This window comes from Methyloglobulus sp. (assembly GCF_040079455.1).
Lineage (GTDB): Bacteria > Pseudomonadota > Gammaproteobacteria > Methylococcales > Methylomonadaceae > Methyloglobulus.
This window is the reverse complement of the sequence record NZ_JBEBKJ010000159.1, coordinates 1-2625: the sequence shown is the minus strand read 5'-3', so window position 1 is coordinate 2625 and position 2625 is coordinate 1. Positions and strand designations below refer to the sequence as shown.

The 2625-nt window shown below is 36.8% G+C and carries 3 protein-coding genes; all 3 read right to left on the bottom strand.

Features of this window, described 5'->3' with window-relative positions:
* Nucleotides 1-93: 93 nt before the first annotated feature.
* The 3 genes from ABL924_RS18260 to ABL924_RS18250 are packed head-to-tail and all read right to left on the bottom strand — an operon-like array spanning nucleotide 94 to nucleotide 2529.
* Nucleotides 94-1062 carry a tetratricopeptide repeat protein gene (locus tag ABL924_RS18260; protein ID WP_349028522.1) on the bottom strand — a complete coding sequence of 323 codons (969 nt, stop codon included), beginning with the start codon at nucleotides 1060-1062 and terminating at the stop codon, nucleotides 94-96.
* Complete coding sequence (locus ABL924_RS18255) at nucleotides 1055-2215, bottom strand: hypothetical protein (protein ID WP_349028521.1); 1161 nt, start codon at nucleotides 2213-2215, stop codon at nucleotides 1055-1057. Before ABL924_RS18255 ends, ABL924_RS18260 begins: the two co-directional genes overlap by 8 nt.
* Nucleotides 2191-2529, bottom strand: coding sequence for a toll/interleukin-1 receptor domain-containing protein (locus ABL924_RS18250; RefSeq protein WP_349028523.1), 339 nt, complete (start codon nucleotides 2527-2529; stop codon nucleotides 2191-2193). Before ABL924_RS18250 ends, ABL924_RS18255 begins: the two co-directional genes overlap by 25 nt.
* Nucleotides 2530-2625: the final 96 nt, after the last annotated feature.

Genomic DNA, 2625 nt, shown 5'->3' with positions numbered 1-2625 from the left:
TTCAGCCGAATACCGCCCATTAAGGTGAATGCCAATTCAAAAAAATCGGCTTTTGACCAGTCAGCCGGAGTTTCTGCTGTTTGTGCAAAGGTCTCATAAAATTGCTAATTTATTTAGGTCATCAGCAATATCAGGATGATTTTTCCCTAAACTTTCTCTTTTAATTATAAGGCTTCTTATGTATAAAGATTCAATCTGTTGTTTTTTCCTAAAATACAGCCTTTTGTTAGAAAAGGATATTAATTTCTTTATACCAAAAAAAACGGCAATTATGCCGATGACATGAGGTATTAAAAAAACCCAATAAGGAAAGTCCTCATTGGATTGAAACTCATTTTTGTTTCGCAAATAATAGTGAAAAGCTAAATTGCTTAAACTTCTCGCAACATCTGGATGATTTTTGCTTAAGTTATTTTCTCTAATGGCAAGGCTATTTTTGTGTAAGGATTCAGCAAGGTACTTACCCTGTGCCTGATATGCCGTTGCTAATCCTGATAAAGAGTAGGCGACATTAGGATGATCTTTGCCGAATGTTTGTTCAAAAATATTCAGGCTTCTCTGGTATAAGGATTCGGCTGCACGATTATTACCCTGGGACTGATAAACCGACGCTAAGCCGATTAAGCTGAAAGCTACATCAGGATGGTCTTTGCCAAATGCTTTTTCTCTAGTCGAGAGACTACTTTGGTACAAAGATTCAGCTTGAGTGTATTTACATTGAACATGATAGTAACCTGCCAAATTGTATAAGCTTGTTGCAGTATAATAGTGGCTGTCATCAAAAGATCTTTCACTGATAGTTAAAGCTAGTTGCATCCAAGGCTCGCATTGGTTATATCTACCTTGTTCGTAAAGATAACAGGTCATTTTATGCAATAGCTGTATTGCCTTACTCGAACTAATTCCTAATATTCTGATACAACTTTCACTAAGCGCAATTGCATTCAATATCAACTTTTCACACAGTACCCAATTTTCAAATTCCGGATTTGGAAAAGCGTTATTGATACGATCGATATTTTTTTCAGCTCGTATCCGCCAAGATTCTTCCTTATCAATCACAGACATCCCTAATAATTGTTTGAAGCAATCGATGCACTGTGAATATTTGTTTTTCTGGTATGCGCCTAATTAAAGAATAGTCTTTCAAAATCGCCAATGCTTTGTCCAATTCTAAAGGATTACAATCAGAGTAAAGTATTTCAGAAATGCCATCAGAATAATTTAAGGCGCTGTCTCGGAGAATTTCTCCGGCTAATGGATGACGTTTTTCAGCATTTTCTAAACTCAATAAAAAGGTTTTATAAACTCCTTCAGGATGGTCTGAGGAGTGCACAAAATCACCTCGTTTTTTCAGCATCTCAGTGGCATTATTTCGGAAACGACTTAAATAACCACTTAAGCCACATCCCGTTTGCTCCATATAAGCACCAGCTTGATCTATCGCTAACGCTAAACCACCCAACTCATGCACTAATTCTATTGCTGTTTGCCAGTCGGCCTCGCTTACTTTCTCTCTAACTTCCTCTTCTGTAACATAATCAATAGATACTATTTTAGAGCGACGTAATAACAAAGATGCCCCAATATCGTCTTCAAAACAATCAATAGTTACTGAAGCCAAATTACCCGTGGCTTGCGCGCGGGTGGTAAATAACACATGACCATTTGCAGTAATCGGCAATAAATCTCTCGCTGCGCTCAATAACTCTAATGTTTCAGCATTATCAAAAATCAATAACCAATTGACATTGTTGCATAGCCAGGATTGCACTGCTCGAATTGGGTCTTCTATATTTTCGGCTTTTAAGCCGAGCACTTCTAATAAGCCAGAAAAATTACTACGTAATAATTCTTTACCATCAGCGAATACCCATAAAACCGCCGAATATTCATTTTGATAACGATAAGCGTATTCAACAACAGTTTGTGTTTTACCCACACCCCCAAGGCCACTTAAAGCCGTTGCTTTATCTCCTGGTGTTATAGCAATTTCATTTTTACTTTGTAAGATTTCATGTAATTGTAGTAATACATCTTCGCGACCGGTAAAAAAACGATTACGCGATATGGGCACATCAAAATAAGATGGTTTTAAACTTTTCATTTTATTATTACTCATGCTATCAGCTATTACTCGAATACCTTTGGCAATATCAGTAAAAGCCTCATCTTGATGAGTCCATTTAATCACGGGGAGTAAATCTTTTGGCAATCCCTGTAAGTCAACAAATTCCGCACCAGAGATATCACAGGAATCACAACGGCTGACTTTTCTTTATGTTTTTCCATAGCACGTTTGACTTCGATATCAATACAATAATCGGAGGCAAGAAAATCGGAGCTTATCAACAATAAAATAATATCGGCAGTTTCCAAATTGTCATCAATAGTATTTTTCCACTCTGTGCCAGCATCAATTTTTCGGTCATGCCAACTATCAATTACGTTTTGCCGTTGAAGTAATTTTAAGTGTTTTTCTAATTCATCTCGCAAGACTTCGTCTTTATGTGAATAAGAATAAAATATTTGAGAGTGTTTACGTAAAGATACATATATATTTCCGTTGGTACTCTAGGAAGGTAGTTGAATTAGTCAGGGCTACCCACAGCTTGATGGAAGCAT